The 15,889-nt window shown below is 62.7% G+C and carries 14 protein-coding genes; 5 read left to right on the top strand and 9 right to left on the bottom strand.

The window, feature by feature from the left end; translation table 11 throughout:
- The first annotated feature begins 365 nt into the window (after window positions 1-365).
- Window positions 366-815 (top strand): baeRF12 domain-containing protein, encoded by a 450-nt coding sequence (locus NKI66_RS10275; protein ID WP_023812513.1) that lies wholly within the window; start codon window positions 366-368, stop codon window positions 813-815.
- Between the two features lie 223 nt (window positions 816-1,038).
- On the top strand, window positions 1,039-2,835 hold the full coding sequence (locus tag NKI66_RS10270) for a cation:proton antiporter domain-containing protein (protein WP_352610164.1): 1,797 nt from the start codon (window positions 1,039-1,041) through the stop codon (window positions 2,833-2,835).
- 70 nt (window positions 2,836-2,905) lie between these two features.
- Here NKI66_RS10270 and NKI66_RS10265 read toward each other — a convergent pair whose 3' ends face one another.
- Entirely contained in the window at window positions 2,906-3,715 is an 810-nt protein-coding gene (locus NKI66_RS10265; RefSeq protein WP_023812512.1) for an AraC family transcriptional regulator, read from the bottom strand.
- 198 nt (window positions 3,716-3,913) lie between these two features.
- Between NKI66_RS10265 and NKI66_RS10260 the strand changes: the two genes are divergently transcribed.
- Complete coding sequence (locus tag NKI66_RS10260; protein WP_352751693.1) at window positions 3,914-4,834, top strand: zinc-binding dehydrogenase; 921 nt, start codon at window positions 3,914-3,916, stop codon at window positions 4,832-4,834.
- Window positions 4,835-4,847: 13 nt separating this feature from the next.
- Here NKI66_RS10260 and NKI66_RS10255 read toward each other — a convergent pair whose 3' ends face one another.
- Window positions 4,848-5,600 (bottom strand): SDR family NAD(P)-dependent oxidoreductase, encoded by a 753-nt coding sequence (locus NKI66_RS10255; RefSeq protein ID WP_023812510.1) that lies wholly within the window; start codon window positions 5,598-5,600, stop codon window positions 4,848-4,850.
- Between the two features lie 164 nt (window positions 5,601-5,764).
- Here NKI66_RS10255 and NKI66_RS10250 point away from each other — a divergent pair, with 164 nt between their 5' ends.
- Complete coding sequence (locus NKI66_RS10250; protein WP_023812509.1) at window positions 5,765-6,127, top strand: nuclear transport factor 2 family protein; 363 nt, start codon at window positions 5,765-5,767, stop codon at window positions 6,125-6,127.
- Window positions 6,128-6,136: 9 nt separating this feature from the next.
- Here the strand turns inward: NKI66_RS10250 and NKI66_RS10245 are convergent, their stop codons facing one another.
- From NKI66_RS10245 to NKI66_RS10215, 7 genes are all read right to left on the bottom strand, one after another.
- Window positions 6,137-8,398, bottom strand: a complete 2,262-nt coding sequence (locus NKI66_RS10245) for a transglycosylase domain-containing protein (protein ID WP_352751574.1) — start codon at window positions 8,396-8,398, stop codon at window positions 6,137-6,139.
- Between the two features lie 168 nt (window positions 8,399-8,566).
- Window positions 8,567-9,481, bottom strand: coding sequence for a hypothetical protein (locus NKI66_RS10240; RefSeq protein ID WP_352751572.1), 915 nt, complete (start codon window positions 9,479-9,481; stop codon window positions 8,567-8,569).
- Between the two features lie 18 nt (window positions 9,482-9,499).
- Window positions 9,500-9,646, bottom strand: a complete 147-nt coding sequence (locus NKI66_RS10235) for a hypothetical protein (RefSeq protein WP_013529552.1) — start codon at window positions 9,644-9,646, stop codon at window positions 9,500-9,502.
- Between the two features lie 25 nt (window positions 9,647-9,671).
- Window positions 9,672-9,926, bottom strand: a complete 255-nt coding sequence (locus NKI66_RS10230) for a GlsB/YeaQ/YmgE family stress response membrane protein (protein WP_013529551.1) — start codon at window positions 9,924-9,926, stop codon at window positions 9,672-9,674.
- Window positions 9,927-10,036: 110 nt separating this feature from the next.
- A complete protein-coding gene (locus tag NKI66_RS10225) occupies window positions 10,037-10,240 on the bottom strand; it encodes a hypothetical protein (RefSeq protein ID WP_352751570.1) in 204 nt (67 codons plus the stop codon).
- A 100-nt stretch (window positions 10,241-10,340) separates the two neighbouring features.
- The gene (locus NKI66_RS10220) at window positions 10,341-10,961 is read right to left on the bottom strand and encodes a ribonuclease D (RefSeq protein WP_031213535.1); all 621 of its coding nucleotides are present in this window, start codon (window positions 10,959-10,961) and stop codon (window positions 10,341-10,343) included.
- A gap of 124 nt (window positions 10,962-11,085) precedes the next feature.
- Entirely contained in the window at window positions 11,086-12,471 is a 1,386-nt protein-coding gene (locus tag NKI66_RS10215) for a M20/M25/M40 family metallo-hydrolase (protein ID WP_352751568.1), read from the bottom strand.
- A 415-nt stretch (window positions 12,472-12,886) separates the two neighbouring features.
- Here NKI66_RS10215 and polA point away from each other — a divergent pair, with 415 nt between their 5' ends.
- A complete protein-coding gene (gene polA, locus NKI66_RS10210) occupies window positions 12,887-15,838 on the top strand; it encodes a DNA polymerase I (RefSeq protein ID WP_352751691.1) in 2,952 nt (983 codons plus the stop codon).
- Window positions 15,839-15,889 lie beyond the last annotated feature (51 nt).

Here is a 15,889-nt window from a genome sequence, read left to right as displayed (position 1 = left end):
CAGAAGGAACGCACTCGCGCATCCCTTATCGGGATGCAATTGCTTTTCTGAAAGCATCCCGGCCAAGAGAAAAATATTTCTCGTTTACAGATGGAGCGGATTCAAGCTGCTGTCGCAGGCCTTGTTTTCCGGGTCTTTTAGCGCCCGGGGAGAAAAGCCGCAAAACCGTTTTTTCTAAATTCTACCAAATTAGTAGATTAAAGCCGCGAACTCTGGATAGCCAGAATGTCCAACGCCGACGCGGCTGCCGACTGGAACATTAGTGGCTCCGGGCGCGTTCTCAAAAGGCCTGTCATATCGGATCGAAACCCCGGCTGCGGAACGCCACGAAAGGCCACCACGCGGCTGAAAAGGAGCCTGTCATCATGAACACAATCATACTCAAGCACGGTATCTGGGTCATGGTGGCCGATGGCGAGAAGGCGCTTTTCCTCAGGAACGCCGGCGACAATAAATATCCGAATCTCGAGGTGGTGCAGGAAATGCAGCAGGACAACCCGCCCACCCGCGAGCAAGGCAGTGACAGCCCGGGCCGATACAATGATGGTCCCTCCGTACACCGCAGCGCGGTCGAGGATACGGATTGGCACCGCATCGGCAAGGAGCGTTTCGCCGATGAAATCGCCGCCCGGCTCTACAAGCTCGCGCATGACGGCGAATTCAGCGAGATCGTGCTGGTCGCACCGCCGGTGGTGCTTGGGACAATGCGCAAAAAGCTGCACAAGGAGGTCGGGGACAAGGTGACCGCCGAAATTCCCAAGACATTGACCAACCATGCCATACCGGAAATCGAGGCCTTGCTGCAGGCAGCCTGATCATTGTCGATCGGCCCTGACCGATCGAGACGAATAGCACCGCACAAATTCCGATTTGACCGGCAGCTTTCTCAGCTGCCGGTCAAATATTTGCGGCAGCGCCGTCGATTTCATGGCTTTGCGGGTTGCATCGCCAACATACCATCCACCATATTGCAAACAGGCGGCGGCTTTGGGCGGCGCTCATCCAACATCGCTGTTTTTGAAAGGCGCTCCATAGACAATGCCGCATGACACGCCCCTTATCGCCACCATCGTCGCCGGTCTGGGGCTGGCTTTCGTCTTCGGGGCTCTCGCCAACCGCTTCCGCATTCCGCCGCTGGTCGGCTATCTCGTAGCCGGCGTGCTGGTCGGGCCGAACACGCCTGGCTTCGTCGCCGATGCCGGCCTTGCCAACGAACTGGCCGAAATCGGCGTCATCCTCCTGATGTTCGGCGTCGGGCTGCACTTCTCGCTCAAGGATCTGCTGTCGGTGCGTGCCATCGCCGTGCCGGGCGCCATCGTCCAGATCGGCTTTGCCACCGCACTTGGCGCCGGTCTTGCCTGGATGCTTGGCTGGTCGATGGGCGCGGGGCTGGTGTTCGGCCTGGCGCTGTCGGTGGCCTCGACCGTGGTGCTGCTGCGTGCCCTGCAGGAACGGCGGATGATCGAGACCGAGCGCGGCCGCATCGCCGTCGGCTGGCTGATAGTCGAGGATCTGGCCATGGTGCTGGCGCTGGTGCTGCTGCCGGCGCTCGCCGGCGTGCTCGGCGGTCAGGAGCAGGCTGACGCCCATGCCAGCGGCCTGCTGTCGCTGCCGGCCAGCTACGGCATCTGGGGCGTCGTCGGCATCACGCTGGCCAAGGTCGCCGCTTTTGTGATCGTCATGCTGGTGGTCGGCCGCCGGGTCATTCCCTGGATCCTGCATTACGTCGCCCATACCGGCTCGCGCGAACTGTTCCGGCTGGCGGTTTTGGCCATCGCGCTCGGCGTCGCCTTCGGTGCGGCAAAACTATTCGGTGTCTCGCTGGCGCTGGGCGCCTTCTTCGCCGGCATGATCATGAGCGAGTCCGAGCTCAGCCACCGCGCCGCCGAGGAATCGCTGCCGCTGCGCGATGCCTTTTCCGTGTTATTTTTCGTCTCGGTCGGCATGCTGTTCGACCCGTTCAGCCTGATCAGCAATGGCTGGCCAATCCTGGCGACGCTCGCCATCATCGTCATCGGCAAATCACTGGCCGCATTCGCCATCGTTGTCGCCTTCGGCTATCCCATCGCCACGGCGCTGATAATTTCGGCAAGCCTTGCCCAGATCGGCGAATTCTCCTTCATTCTGGCTGAACTCGGCGTCGGGCTGAAGCTGCTGCCGGAACAGGGCCGCGACCTCATTCTGGCCGGTGCGATCCTGTCGATTGTCCTCAACCCGCTGATGTTCCTGGCCATCGACTGGATGAAGCCGTGGCTGGAACGGCGCGCCGCCAGGACGGCACCACCGGTCGAGGCAAAACCGGTTGGTCCGGCGACGGAGCCGGGCCAGGTAGCCTCTGTCGCGGCAACGACGAAAAAGGAGGACGGCCCGCCTCCAAAGACGGCACTCACCGGCCATGCCATCCTGATCGGCTACGGCCGTGTCGGTGGCCTGGTCGGCTCGGCGCTGAAAGACGCGGCAATGCCCTTCCTGGTCATCGAGGACGCCGACAAGACGCTGGCGAAATTGAAAGCGGACAGCATCGAGACCGTCGCCGGCAATGCGGCCAATGCCGAAGTGTTCGCCGCCGCCAATCCCGAAGGCGCCAGCCGGCTGATCCTTGCCATCCCCAATGCCTTCGAAGCCGGCCAGATCGTGCTCCGAGCCCGCACCGCCAACCCTGGCATCAACGTCATCGCTCGTGCCCATTCCGACGCCGAGGTCGAACATCTCAAGGGTTTGGGCGCCGATACGGTGATCATGGGTGAACGCGAGATTGCGCGCGGGATTGTGGAAGAAGTTCTCGGTCCCAAACCGGAGTTGAGGCGCGAAACCGCCGAGCCATCGGTGGCCTGAGTTCCAAAGCCCAGGCTGCACTCTCGCACGCTGGCACCGTGATCGGCTCGACCACCCTTTCAAGCGAGCATCACGCCACGAATGCAGAGCCGCCATTTTGCGCGATACCACTGAGATATTTGGCCGGCGGCTTCCCAAGCGCCTTCTTGAACATGGTGATGAAGGCCGTGACCGAACCATAGCCGAGATCGCCCGAGACTTGCTGGACACTCTTGCCGGAAGCCAGTTCCCGAATTGCAACGATCAAATGCAATTGCTGGCGCCAGCGCCCGAAACTCAGCCCTGTCTCCTTTGTCACAAGGCGGGCGAGGCTGCTTTCGCTGAGCGCGACGCGATTGGCCCATTCCGCCAGTGTGCTGCGGTCGGCGGGGTCCTGCGCCAGCGCTTCGGCGATCCTGTTCAAGCGCGGCTCGGATGAGATCGGCAGGTGCAATTGCTGGACAGGCATGCGTGGCAACTCGGTGAGCAGTATCTTGGTCAAGAGCTCGCCCCTCGCCTCGTCGTCCTGCAGCCGATCGGAAAGCTCGATGATCAATTCGCGCAGCAGTGGCGAGATCGAAAGTGTGCAGCACCGCTCCGGCAGGTCGGCGGCGCCCGGCTCTATGTAGACGAAAAAAATCCGGGCGTTGGCGGTTGCGACATTGCTGTGCTCCATGCCGCCGGGGATCCACACCCCGCAATGCGGCGGCACCATCCATAGACCGCTTGGAACGCGGCATGTGACGCCGCCGCCGAGCGCGAAGACGAGCTGGCCTTTGCGGTGCCGATGGGCGGGGACTTCCGCTCGGGTGTCGGGGATGTCGACGCGCACGGCAATCGCCAGCGCGGCTGGGTCATCCACATCGAGATCGAGCCAGGGGTAGCTGAGGGGCTGTCTCATGATTGACTGTTATTAGCGATGAAACGCCACGATAGCTAAATTCTTTAACCGCGAAAGTCGATAGGCTTCGGTTCGCGCAGGGTTGATCTCGTGACGCTGCGCGCCCCCGCCGGTATGGCCCGCTACCTACGTGGGTACTCAGCTTGCCGTGCTTTCCAACGCAAGCTGGCACCGACAAGCCAGCAACAAGGTACGCCCATGCTTGCCCTGGTCATCTCTCCCGAAAACGCGACCGGGTTGAGGCTCGCCGACGTCGCCGAGCCTCAACCGGCCTCGAATGAAGCACTTGTCTCGGTCCACGCGACTTCGTTGAATCGCGGCGAACTGCGCCTGCTTGCCATACGCCCCAAGGGTTGGATACCCGGCCAGGACATTGCTGGGATTGTCGAACGAAGAGCAGCCGATGGTTCCGGGCCAACCGTCGGCGCCCGGGTTGTCGCGTTGGTCGACGAGGCTGGTTGGACCGAACGCATCGCAGTCCCAACCGACCGTCTCGCCATCCTGCCGGATGACGTCAGCTTCGTTTCCGCAGCCACGCTTCCTGTCGCCGGTACGACGGCGCTGAGGACTTTACGCCATGGCGGCGACCTCGCCGGCCAGCAGGTCTTGATCACCGGCGCAAGCGGTGCGGTCGGTCGTTTCCAGATCCAGCTCGCCCGCCATCAGGGCGGATTCGTGACCGCTGTCGCCGCCGCCCGGCACGCTGAGGATCTCCGCAACCTGGGAGCCAGGCAGGTTGTCGAAGCGATAGACCTGACCGAGGGGCCGTTCTCGCTGATTACCGAGTCGGTTGGCGGTCAAAGCCTCGCATGCGCGATCGAACGCGTCGCCCCTGGCGGGACCATCGTCATGTTCGGCTCGAGCAGCGGCGAACTGACGCCCGTCGGATTCCGCCAGTTCGTTCCGGATCATGAAGGAGCGAGGCTTCAGACTTTCGCGTACTACACGTCTGGTCCAGGCATTGGCGAGGACATCGCCTCGCTGCTCGCTCTGGTCGCAGCCGGCCGGCTCGAAACGCGCGTGGCCATGACCGTGCCGTGGACAGACATCGCCCAAGCGCTGAACGCACTGCGACAGCGCAGCTTCAGCGGCAAGGCCGTTCTCACCATAACAGGATGAGCATCCTGTTTTGTCACACGTGCTGGCCGCCATTGATGTGAATTTCCGAGCCGGTCACGTAGGACGCCTGCTGCGAGCACAGGAAGAAGATGATGTCGGCGACTTCGGCCGTGGTGCCGAGCCTTCTCAAGGGGATCGTCTCGACGATCTTGTCAGTGCCCGGTGACAGGATCGCGGTGTCGATCTCGCCGGGCGCAATGGCGTTGACGCGGATGCCGTGCGGGCCGAAATCATGTGCCATCTCGCGCGTCAGCGAGCCAAGTGCCGCCTTCGATGTCGCGTAGGCCGTGCCGGCGAAGGGATGCACGCGGGTTCCGGCGATCGAGGTTACGTTGACGATCGAGCCCTTGGCCGCCGCCAGTTCCTTGAACAGGCCGCGCGCCAGCATGATCGGCGCGAAGAAATTGACCTGGAACACGTCGCGCCAGACATGCATCGGCGTGTCGATCGAATCCATGCGGCTGTTGCCGTCCTTGAGCTTCGGCGAAATGCCGGCATTGTTGACCAGTGCATGCAACTGGCCGCCATGCGCTTCCAGCCGGTGGCGGATTTCGGAGACGGCGATGCCGACATCCTCCTGATCGGCGAGATCGACCTTGATGTGGTCTTCCGGCCCGGCCGGCCACGGGCAATCCTCGGCGAAAGCCTGCCTGGAGCAGGTGATGACGCGCCAGCCCTCGCGCGAAAAACGCTTGACGGTGGCGTGGCCGATGCCGCGGCTGGCGCCGGTCAGCACGATGGTCTTTCTGGTGTCGAGTTCAGTCATTTCAAGGTCTCCGGCCGGCAGATGTAGCCGAACGCCGCCGAGGTGGCGAGAGGCCGAAATGTCACCATTCACGTCAAAGGAGGAACCGGGAAGCCAACTCGCCGTTGGTTCGGGAGTGCAGGACAAGGGTGCGGGGTTTCACATCAAATCAATCGGACAGAGCCATGACACAGACAGCACCCCTCGACATCGCCACGGCCTTCACCAAGGCGTGGACAGGCCACGACCTCGAAAAGGCAGCATCCTATGTCGCCGACGACGTCGTTTTTGATGGGCCGATGCAGCAATCGACCGGCAAGGCCCCCTACCTGAAGGGCCTGACCAAACTTTCACAGGATGTGACCGGTGTGCGCATGATCGCTGCTTTCGGCGACGATCACCAGGCGCTGCTGATGTATGACTTGATGACAAAGTCGTCCGGCGCGCTTTCCTGCGCCAAGCACCTTACCGTCCGCGATGGCAAGATTCACAGCGACAAACTGACCTTTGACAGCAAGAAATTGGGCAACGCCAAACCACGGAATTAGCGGATCGGATCAGCCGCCAAGGAGGTCGAGGATCGAGGTCTGCCGCTTTTTGCGCGGACCGCCGACGTCGCCTGGCGGCACCGGGTGCTTGATCGATGCGGTGGCGCCGTCATCCTCTGGCATGGAAAGGCCATCGGCATCGACGGTTTGGGCGGGACGGGCCGCGCGGGACGGCGCTTGGGCAACCGGCGCTGCTGGCCGCGCCGGAGCCTGCTGGCCGACCGACGTTGACGGAACCGGCGCCGTGTTGTTCGCCGAGGGGATCTCGTCGGGGACGATTGTGTCGGCCGGCGTCGATTTCCAGGTGCCGGGCAGCGGCCGCACCGGCACACCCTCGTGGGCCGCAACCATGAACTCGTGCCAGGCCTGCGCCGGCAGTGCGCCGCCGGTGACCTTCTTCATCGGGCTGCCATCATCATTGCCGAACCACACACCGGTGGTGAGGTTGGCGGTGTAGCCGACGAACCAGGCGTCGCGCGAATTCTGACTGGTGCCGGTCTTGCCGGCCGATGGCCAGGCGAAAGCCGCTTTCCGGGCAGTGCCGATCTCAACCGTGCCCGTCATCATCGAGTTCATCATGCCCACGATCTCAGGCTTGACGACGCGCGGCGCGCTGCCGCCGCCGCTGTCGTAAAGCACTTTGCCCTCGGTGGTCGTCACGCGCCGGATGAAGTGGATGTCGGGCTTGTAGCCGCCATTGGCGAATGGGACATAGGCCGAGGTCAGCTCCAGCGGCGTCACTTCCGAAGTGCCGAGCGCGATCGAGGTGTTGGCTATCAGGTCGGACTGGATGCCCATGCGGTGGGCCGCCTCGACTACCGCGTTCGGCCCGACCTCCATGGTCAGCTGCGCGGCCACCGAGTTCAGAGACTTGGCCAGCGCGGTGGCCAGCGTCACCTTGCCGAAATACTTGCCGCCGTAATTGTCGGGTGTCCAATTGCCGATCTTGATCGGCGCATCGTTGCGGATGCTGTCGGGCGTGCGACCGGCTTCGAGCGCGGCCATATAGACGAACGGCTTGAACGCCGAGCCCGGCTGGCGACGTGCCTCCGAAGCACGGTCGAACTGGCTCGTCGAATAGTCGTAGCCGCCGACCATGGCGCGCACCGCGCCGGAATCGTCGATCGACACCAGGGCGCCCTGGCTGACGTTGAGCTTCTTGCCGCTGTCGTCGATCAGCCTGCGGATCGACTGTTCGGCGAGCTTTTGCAGGTTCAGGTCGACGGTGCTGTCGATGACGATGTCGCCGCGCACGTCGCCGATCAGGTCGGGCAATTCTTCCATGATGGTGTCGGCGACGTAATTCTCCGAGCCGGTCCAGTAGGACGGCGCACGCGTTGCCGGCGCGCTCATTGCCGAGGTCAGTTCCTTGGCGCTGATCTTTCCCTCGTCGCGCATGGCGGCAAGCACCAGTTGCGAGCGTTCCTCGGCGGCCTTCGGATCGCGTGCCGGCGACAGCCGCGACGGCGCCTTCAACAGGCCGGCAAGCAATGCGGCTTCCGACAGGGTGACGTCACGCGCGCTCTTGCCGAAATAGCGGCGCGAGGCGGCCTCGACGCCATAGGCGCCGGAACCGAAATAGACCCGGTTGAGGTACATTTCGAGAATCTGGTCCTTGGTGTGCTTGTGCTCCAGCCACAGCGCCAGCAGCACCTCCTGCACCTTGCGCTCCAGCGTGCGGTCCGGCGTCAGGAACAGGTTCTTGGCCAATTGCTGGGTCAGCGTCGAGCCACCCTGCGAGAAATGCCCGCCAAGCACATTGGTGACCATGGCGCGAGAAAGCCCGATCGGGTCGATGCCGAAATGCGAGTAGAAGCGCCGATCTTCGATGGCGATGACGGCTTCCGGGATATAGGGCGACATTTCATGCAGGCCGACGGCCTCGCCGCCGCTCATGCCGCGATTGGCGAGCAATTGGCCGTCAGCAGAGACGATCTTGATGTTGGGGGCGCGGTCGGGAATCGACCAGGTCGTCGCCGCCGGCATCTTGGCGCCATAGTAAACGACGATGCCGGCCACCGCGATGCCGCCCCAGATGGCGAACACAAAGCACCAGTAGAACAGCCGGCCGAGCACGCCGAACAGGCCGCGCCGGCTTCTGCCGCGCTTGACCCGCGACGATTTCCCTTTGGCCGGCTTGCGTTTTGCGGAAGCTTTGCGATTGCTCGGCACGACGCGATCCTCCTCGTTCACCGAAAGACCCGCCGAGGACCGCGCCTGCGGCGGCCCCTCGAAACTGGGTTCGATGCGACTGTCCCTGCGGTTCGCCATGCGCTGTGCTTGATATCCCCGATGCCTATGGCGTTCGGGTTGAAGAGTAGATGCGGCGGTTTAAAGGCGGGTTAAGTCGTGTTCGAATGCCGGCCCTGGCGTTGGGCAGCGAAAAGGCCAGCGTCTGCTCTTTGCAGGCCACTGCCACCACGCTGTTCGATGTCTCGTTCAGATAGGCTCGAACTTCACATCCGGCTGGTCGGGACCGCCGGCTTGCCGCAACAGCGCGAGAATGTGTTCGCCCCTGTCAGCCGGCTGTCGCCTCCAGTTCGAGGCGTTCGTCACGTGCAGCCAGCCATCGACCACCATGAAAAAATCCTCGGATTGATCATGTCCAGCGCCGAAGCGAAGCGATTTGTTTTCAGCGAACCGAACCATCGCCGGGTCGATCGACCTGTAGAGCACCGGCCAGTTGCCGCCGCCGGAATCCATATGGAACTTGTAGCTCGGGGCGAAATCCAGCCGCCGCCGCAACAGGCTTCCATCGAAAAAACAGAAGCCGGGCCACAAGAACCAGCCGCCTGGTGTCGGCGTATCGCGCCGCACGCTGCCGTAGAGGCTCTTGCCCTTCATCCGGTCGCGGATCGAAAATGGTTCAGTTGGAAAGATGTCATGATCGATGAAGCCGAAAAGCTTCGGCCCGAACCCAGGCAAGAAATTCCGCACGATCCAGTTGAGCGCTTGACCGTGCGATCTGCTGACGACCAGCCTGTTCTTCGGCAATGCGACATAGGGGACATGCTGGCGACGGCAGAGATCGCGGATCGCTTGCCTGGCCTCGTCCTTCTTGCTGTTGTCGAAGACGATGTAGCTCTCGTGCTCGGCAAGGTATCGGCGCACCAGGTGGATCTGCCATTCGATCACGTCTGGCCGGTTGAAGGCCACGGTGGCGACGACCGCATCACGGAATACCTGCTCTTGCCCCTGCAATTCGCTGACCGGCGCGGATGTCCTCAGAAAGCGAAACACCCGCCAATGATAGCGCAGCAGCGCCTCACGCCTCGGCGGCCTGTTCAGCCTCTCCCATTCCGCCACGGTAATCCCAGGCTGATCGACGCCTTCCGGGGCGTCAGAAGCAACCATGTCGCGCTCCCGCATGGCTTAGTTCTGCTGGATCGAAATGCCCTTGTCGTCGATCTTGAGTTCGACGCCTTTGGGTTTGGTCTGCTCGCGATAGACGTAGATGCCGAGCGCAATGACCACGACGACGAGCGCGCCAATGACGAGATAGAGCGTATTCTGTTTCATGGCGCGCTCTTTGCGTTGTCGAGCCTCAGGCTCTTTTCAGGACCTTGACCAGCACCAGCAGGATGATGGCGCCGATTGTGGCATGGATGATCGCGGCGAGAGTGCCGCCGCCGATGGAAAATCCGATCCTCGGGAACAGCCAGCCAGCGATGAACGCGCCGACGATACCGACAATGATGTTGCCGATCAGACCGAAGCCGAAGCCGGAAACGATAAGACCGGCGAGCCAGCCGGCGATGGCACCGATGATGATGAAGACGAGCAGGCTTTCGACACCCATAGAGAGTTCCTCCGAGCAAGAGGACGACGGCGGAACGGAAAGCTCCGAATCGGCCTCGATATCAACAGCTTCAGGCTATTCGAAAGCGGCCGGCCTCACCAGCGGCGCCATCATTGATCGTCATCGTCGCTTGCGGCAGGGCGCCAACTGGTCGGCTCGACCTTCTTTTGCGTGTGACTGTCGATATAGACCCACCAGCCGTCGTCGCGATATTGCGCGATGGATTCGTTGGTGACGCCGTCGCTGTCCTTCCAGGTCACGGAGACCTTGGAGCCATCTGTCGGTGCGGTCGCAATCGGCTTTCTGTCCGCCATGTCATCATCCCCCAATTGCACCGACAAACTGAGCCGACAGAACGCGGCGGCCTGCATCCGGTTCCAAACGCTCACCGGCCGCGGAGCGCGCCGACGACCGTCAGCTATGGGCGAAGATATCCTCTTCGTCCCAGCCCATCAGGTCAAGCTTGGCACGCGTCGGCAGGAAGCGGAAGCAGGCATCGGCTTCCTTGATCCGCCCATCGCGCGCCAGCCGTCCGGCCAGCACATCGCGCAACCGGTGCAGATAGAGCACATCGGAAGCTGCATATTCGAGCTGTTCGGGCGACAGCGTCTCGGCCGCCCAGTCCGACGATTGCTGCGCCTTGGAGAGGCCGACGCCAAGAAGCTCGAAGCAGATGTCCTTCAGCCCGTGGCGGTCGGTGTAGGTGCGGGTCAGCCGCGAGGCGATCTTGGTGCAGAACACCGGCTCGGGCATGACGCCGAACGCATTGTAGAGCACGGCAAGGTCGAAGCGTCCGTAGTGGAACAGCTTGGTTACGCCGCGGTTCCGCAGCAGGCTGACGAGGTTCGGCGCCTTCTTCTGGCCGGGCGCGATCTGGATCACATCGGCCGTGCCGTCGCCAGGCGAAATCTGCACCACGCACAGCCGGTCGCGATGCGGATTGAGCCCCAGCGTTTCGGTGTCGATGGCCACTGCCCCGACATTGTAGTGCGAGAGGTCGGGCAGATCATGCTTGTGGAAACGGATATCGGCCATTGTCTTCTCCGGTCGAGCCTTGCGCGTCCCTTGACCCGCAAGGGACGCTGTAGCGCTTTGTCTTGTGGCCCGTCCTCGCCGCGTTCCGCTGAAAAATCAACTGAAAGTTGATTTTCACGCCGCGTCAGCGGGTCAGCGCATCGAGAATCCGCGCCCAGGAGCGCTGGCCCTTGTGGAAGGAGCTGAGCTCGTATTTCTCGTTGGGCGAGTGGATGCGGTCGTCGTCGAGGCCGAACCCGACCAGCAGCGATTCCATGCCGAGATAGGTCTGGAAGTCGCCGACCACCGGGATCGACCCGCCGCTGCCCGTCGTCACCGCCGGCTTCGGCCATTCGTCGGACAGCGCATCCTTGGCCTTGGCCAGGAAGGGCGAGTCGTAGGAAAGCTGGATTGCCGGCGAGCCGCCATGCGGATGGAATTCGACCGAGCAGTCGGCCGGAATCCGCTCCTTGACGAATTTCTGGAACGCCGCGCGGATTTTCTTGGGATCCTGCTTGTGTACGAGGCGAAACGACACCTTCGCCGAGGCTTCCGCCGCGATCACCGTTTTGAAGCCCTTGCCGGTGTAGCCGCCGATGATGCCGTTGAACTCGGCCGTCGGCCGCGCCCAGGTCAACTCCAGCACGGAGCGGCCCTTTTCGCCCGACGGGATCGACAGGCCGACTGGTCCCAGGAACGTCTCGGCGGTCTCGCCCAGCGTCTCCCAAGATTTCAGGATCTGCGACGGCGTTTCCTCGACGCCGTCATAGAAGCCGGGAATGGTGATGTGACCGTCCTTGTCGTGGATATCGGCCAGCACCTTGGCCAGGATGCGGATCGGGTTGGCGGCGGCACCCCCATAGAGGCCCGAATGCAGGTCGCGATCGGCCGCCTTCACCGTGATCTCCTCACCGACCAGCCCGCGCAGCCCGACGCAGATCGACGGCGTGTCGCGGTCCCACATGCCGGTATCGCAGACCAGCGCGAAATCGGCCTTGAGTTCGTCGGCATTGGCTTCGAGGAACGGCTTCAACGAGGGCGAGCCGGATTCCTCTTCGCCCTCGAACAGGATGGTGATGCGGCAAGGCAAATTGCCGTGCACCTGCTTCCAGGCGCGGCAGGCCTCGACGAAGGTCATCAGCTGGCCCTTGTCGTCGGCCGAGCCGCGTCCGGTGATCACCTTGTGATCCGGCCCGACCTCCTTGACAGCAGGCGCGAACGGATCGCTTTCCCACAATTCGATCGGATCGACCGGCTGAACGTCATAATGGCCGTAAAACAACACATGCTGCGAACCGGCCGGGCCGTCATGGTGCGCAACCACCATCGGGTGGCCTGATGTGTCGCGAACGCTGGCGTCGAAGCCGATCAGCTTGAGTTCGGCCACCAGCCATTCCGCCGCCTTGCGGCAATCGGCAGCAAAGGCCGGATCGGTGGAGATCGACTTGATCCTGAGCAAGCCGAACAGGCGCTCGAGGCTCTGGTCGAGATTGTTGTCGAGACGGTCGAGGACGGGGGAAATTGCGGACATATGTGAAGCCTTTCGATTCAGAACCCGAACCGTAAAGGCAGGACAGCAAAACGAAAAGCCCGCGATCATTGGACCACGGGCTGCAAACGTCTGTCTGGGATAAAAAAGACCGCCGTGGTGGAGGGGGAACCACGGCGGCCTTCTACTCGAAACGATGCGGCAGCCCGGAGAGGGGGGATAGGCTGCCGCAGGTGTCCGGGATAGGCGGGGGACGGGCCTTGCTCCGGACTCGGCGAAAACTGCCGATGACGTGTATTTGGGTCTCTGAACATGGCGATTCAAGGGCACGAAAATTACAGTTTTGTAACATAGGCGTGAGCGGGGTAACGGCGATCTGTCAGGGTGTTGCCGGAACCGATAGTCGAGGCTGCCTTTGGCATGGACCAAGCCGCCGCGCCGCGCTATCCCTGCCGGCATGAAAAAAGGCGATCATCTCTTCCTTGTCGACGGCTCCGGCTACATCTTCCGTGCCTATCACGCGCTGCCGCCGCTGACCCGCAAATCCGACGGCCTGCCGGTGGGCGCCGTTTCCGGCTTCTGCAACATGCTGTGGAAGCTGATGCTCGACGCCCGCAACACCGATGTAGGCATTGTGCCAACGCATTTCGCCGTCATTTTCGACTATTCGTCGAAAACCTTCCGCAACGACCTCTACCCCGAATACAAGGCCAACCGCTCGGCACCGCCGGAAGATTTGATCCCGCAATTCGGCCTGATCCGCCAGGCGACCAGGGCGTTCAACCTGCCCTGCGTCGAGATCGAAGGCTACGAGGCCGACGATCTGATCGCCACCTATGCGAGGCTGGCCTGCGAAGCTGGCGGCGACACCACCATCATCTCCTCCGACAAGGATCTGATGCAGCTGGTCGGCGACACGGTCGCCATGTACGACCCGATGAAGGACCGCCAGATCGGAATCCCGGAGGTGATCGAGAAATGGGGCGTGCCGCCGGAAAAGATGGTCGATCTGCAGGCGCTGACCGGCGATTCGGTCGACAATGTGCCTGGTGTGCCCGGCATAGGGCCGAAGACGGCGGCGCAACTGCTCGGACAGTTCGGTGACCTCGACACGCTGCTGGCCCGGGCCGGCGAGATCAAGCAGGACAAGAGGCGCGAATCGATCATCGCCAATGCCGACAAGGCGCGCATTTCGCGTCAGCTGGTGACGCTGATGAACGATGTGCCGGTCGCCGAGGGACTGGACGATTTCGTCCTGCACGCGCCGGACGGCCCGAAGCTGATCGGTTTCTTGAAGACCATGGAATTCACGTCACTGACCCGCCGTGTGGCGGAAGCGACCAGCACCGAGGCCGGCGATGTCCAGGCCGTCGCGGTCACCGTCGAACGCGCCGATCATGCTCATGGCCCAGATGTCGGGGCCGGGTTGCCGCCGGTTGCCCGAAACGCGTCCGGCACTGAACCGGACGAAGCCGGCGGGACGGCGGAGACGTCAAAACAAGGCGATACCCCTTCCCTGCTCGCGGCACTGCGGCTGGAGCGCGCGGCCACCGGCAAGATCGATATTTCTGCCTATCATTGCATTCGCGATGTCTCGACCCTGAAAGCCTGGGTGGCAGAGGCACGGGAGGCGGGCATCGCCGCCTTCGATGTCAGGGCAACATCGGCTGATCCGATGCAGGCCGAACTGATCGGCATGGCCATCGCCACGGCGCCCGGGCGCGCCGCCTATATCCCCTTTGCCCACATGAGCGGCAATGGCGACCTGCTCGGTGGTGGCGCGCTCGAAAACCAGATACCGCTTCGCGAGGCGCTGGCTGTGCTGAAACCGCTGCTCGAAGACAGATCGGTTCTCAAGATCGCGCAGAACCTGAAATACGATCTTGTCATCATGAGCCGCTACGGCATCGATGTCGCACCGTTCGACGACACCATGCTGATCTCCTACGTGCTCGATGCCGGCACGCCCCATGGTCACGGCCTGGACTCGCTAGCCGAGAAATGGCTGGGTCATACCCCTCTCCTGCTCAAGGACGTCACCGGCTCCGGCAAAAGCTCCGTCGGTTTCGATCAGGTCGACATCGACAAGGCGACCGCTCATGCCGCCGAAGACGCCGATATGACGCTGCGGCTCTGGCTGGTGCTGAAACCGCGGCTTGCCGCCAAAGGCCTAGTGTCGGTCTATGAGCGGCTGGAGCGGCCGCTGGTGCCGGTGCTGGCGCGCATGGAACAGCGCGGCATCTCGGTCGACCGGCAGATCCTGTCGCGGCTCTCGGGCGAACTGGCCCAGGGCGCCGCTCGCCTCGAAGAGGAAATCTACCAGCTCATCGGCGAGCGCATCAACATCGGCTCGCCAAAACAGCTTGGCGACATCCTGTTCGGACGCATGGGCCTGCCCGGCGGTTCCAAGACCAAGACCGGCCAGTGGTCGACCTCGGCGCAGCTTCTCGAAGATCTCGCCGCCGAAGGTCACGAACTGCCGCGCAAGATCGTCGACTGGCGCCAGCTGACCAAGCTGAAATCGACCTATACCGATGCGCTGCCGGGCTTCATCCACCCCGACACCAAGCGCGTTCACACCTCCTACGCGCTGGCCGCGACGACGACGGGACGCCTGTCGTCCTCCGATCCGAACCTGCAGAACATCCCGGTGCGCACCGCCGAAGGCCGCAAGATCAGGACCGCCTTCATCACCGACAAGAGCCATCGGCTGGTCTCGGCCGACTACAGCCAGATCGAACTGCGGGTGCTCGCCCATGTCGCCGAGATCCCGCAATTGCGGCAGGCTTTCGCCGACGGCGCCGATATCCACGCCATCACCGCGTCTGAGATGTTCAACGTGCCGGTCGAGGGCATGCCTTCGGAAGTCCGTCGCCGCGCCAAGGCGATCAATTTCGGCATTATCTACGGCATCTCGGCCTTCGGCCTCGCCAACCAGCTGTCGATCCCGCGCGAGGAGGCCGGCAACTACATCAAGAAATATTTCGAGCGCTTCCCCGGCATCCGAGACTATATCGAGGAGACCAAGGCCTATGCCCGCGAGCATGGCTTTGTCGAAACGATCTTCGGCCGCCGCATCCATTACCCCGACATAAGATCGTCCAACCCCTCGCTCCGCGCCTTCAACGAACGCGCCTCGATCAACGCCCGCCTGCAAGGCACCGCCGCCGACATCATCCGCCGCGCTATGATCCGCATGGAGGAGGCGCTGGAAAAAGCAGGGCTTTCCGCACGCATGCTGCTGCAGGTGCATGACGAACTGATCTTCGAGACAGTCGAGGCGGAAGTCGAGGCAACGATCCCGGTCGTGCGTCACGTCATGGAAAACGCGGCGATGCCGGCGGTATCGATGTCGGTGCCGCTGCATGTCGATGCGCGGGCCGCCAACAACTGGGACGAGGCGCATTGAAGCCTATCGTGGGCATCGGTCGCGATCCTTCACACCCCCCTCTGTCCTGCC

This window comes from Mesorhizobium sp. M0518 (assembly GCF_040321125.1).
GTDB lineage: Bacteria > Pseudomonadota > Alphaproteobacteria > Rhizobiales > Rhizobiaceae > Mesorhizobium.
This window is presented reverse-complemented; position numbering and strand designations above follow the sequence as displayed.

Coding starts and splice junctions, on each gene's coding strand:
- NKI66_RS10275 (WP_023812513.1), top strand. CDS start 366: ATGAACACAATCATACTCAAGCACGGTATCTGGGTCATGGTGGCCGAT.
- NKI66_RS10270 (WP_352610164.1), top strand. CDS start 1,039: ATGCCGCATGACACGCCCCTTATCGCCACCATCGTCGCCGGTCTGGGG.
- NKI66_RS10265 (WP_023812512.1), bottom strand. CDS start 3,715: ATGAGACAGCCCCTCAGCTACCCCTGGCTCGATCTCGATGTGGATGAC.
- NKI66_RS10260 (WP_352751693.1), top strand. CDS start 3,914: ATGCTTGCCCTGGTCATCTCTCCCGAAAACGCGACCGGGTTGAGGCTC.
- NKI66_RS10255 (WP_023812510.1), bottom strand. CDS start 5,600: ATGACTGAACTCGACACCAGAAAGACCATCGTGCTGACCGGCGCCAGC.
- NKI66_RS10250 (WP_023812509.1), top strand. CDS start 5,765: ATGACACAGACAGCACCCCTCGACATCGCCACGGCCTTCACCAAGGCG.
- NKI66_RS10245 (WP_352751574.1), bottom strand. CDS start 8,398: ATGGCGAACCGCAGGGACAGTCGCATCGAACCCAGTTTCGAGGGGCCG.
- NKI66_RS10240 (WP_352751572.1), bottom strand. CDS start 9,481: ATGGTTGCTTCTGACGCCCCGGAAGGCGTCGATCAGCCTGGGATTACC.
- NKI66_RS10235 (WP_013529552.1), bottom strand. CDS start 9,646: ATGAAACAGAATACGCTCTATCTCGTCATTGGCGCGCTCGTCGTCGTG.
- NKI66_RS10230 (WP_013529551.1), bottom strand. CDS start 9,926: ATGGGTGTCGAAAGCCTGCTCGTCTTCATCATCATCGGTGCCATCGCC.
- NKI66_RS10225 (WP_352751570.1), bottom strand. CDS start 10,240: ATGGCGGACAGAAAGCCGATTGCGACCGCACCGACAGATGGCTCCAAG.
- NKI66_RS10220 (WP_031213535.1), bottom strand. CDS start 10,961: ATGGCCGATATCCGTTTCCACAAGCATGATCTGCCCGACCTCTCGCAC.
- NKI66_RS10215 (WP_352751568.1), bottom strand. CDS start 12,471: ATGTCCGCAATTTCCCCCGTCCTCGACCGTCTCGACAACAATCTCGAC.
- polA (WP_352751691.1), top strand. CDS start 12,887: ATGAAAAAAGGCGATCATCTCTTCCTTGTCGACGGCTCCGGCTACATC.